The sequence below is a fragment of the Streptomyces sp. ACA25 genome (assembly GCF_028200735.1).
Lineage (GTDB): Bacteria > Actinomycetota > Actinomycetes > Streptomycetales > Streptomycetaceae > Streptomyces.
The window spans coordinates 1-717 of sequence record NZ_JAQKPV010000081.1; the positions used below are offsets into that span (position 1 = coordinate 1).

Annotated in this window: 1 protein-coding gene; it reads left to right on the forward strand. The window is 71.8% G+C overall.

The features are described from left to right. On the forward strand, positions 1-717 hold a 717-nt coding region (locus tag PJ985_RS23255), incomplete at both ends, for a ketoacyl-synthetase C-terminal extension domain-containing protein (RefSeq protein WP_271685862.1).

The window sequence follows — 717 nt, forward strand, 5'->3', positions numbered from 1 at the left end:
ACAGGCACTGCTGGCCACCTACGGCCAAGGCCGCGACCGCGAGGAGCCGCTGTGGCTGGGCTCGTTGAAGTCGAACATCGGTCATGCGCAGGCGGCCTCCGGGGTGGCTGGTGTGATCAAGATGGTCGAGGCCTTGCGCCGTGGCGTGCTGCCGCAGACCTTGCACGTCGCCGAGCCGACGCCGCAGGTGGACTGGTCGGCGGGTGCGGTGGAGCTGCTGACGGAGAACCGCTCCTGGCCTGTCGCGGACCGGCCCCGCCGGGCGGGAATCTCGTCCTTCGGGGTGAGCGGCACCAACGCCCACGTCATCCTCGAGCACGTCCCGGCGCCGGCCCCGGTCCGGTCGCAGGGGGTGGCACCCTCCTCAGTGCCATGGGTGTTGTCGGCTCGCACCCCTGCGGCGCTGCAGGCGCAGGCCACCCGACTGGCCGGGTGGCTCGCCGAGAGCGACCTGGATCCGGTGGACGTCGGCTTCTCGCTCGCGACGGCACGCGCTGCCCTGGAGCACCGCGCAGTCGTGGTCGGCGGTGACCGGGACGCCCTGCTCAAGGGACTCGCCGAACTCGAACACGACGGGCCCTCGGTGCTGCGAGACGTCGTCGACTCGGGACGGCTGGCCGTGCTGTTTGCGGGGCAGGGGTCGCAGCGTGTGGGTATGGGGCGTGGGTTGTACGGGGCGTTCCCGGTGTTCGCGGAGGCCTTTGACGCGGTGTGTGC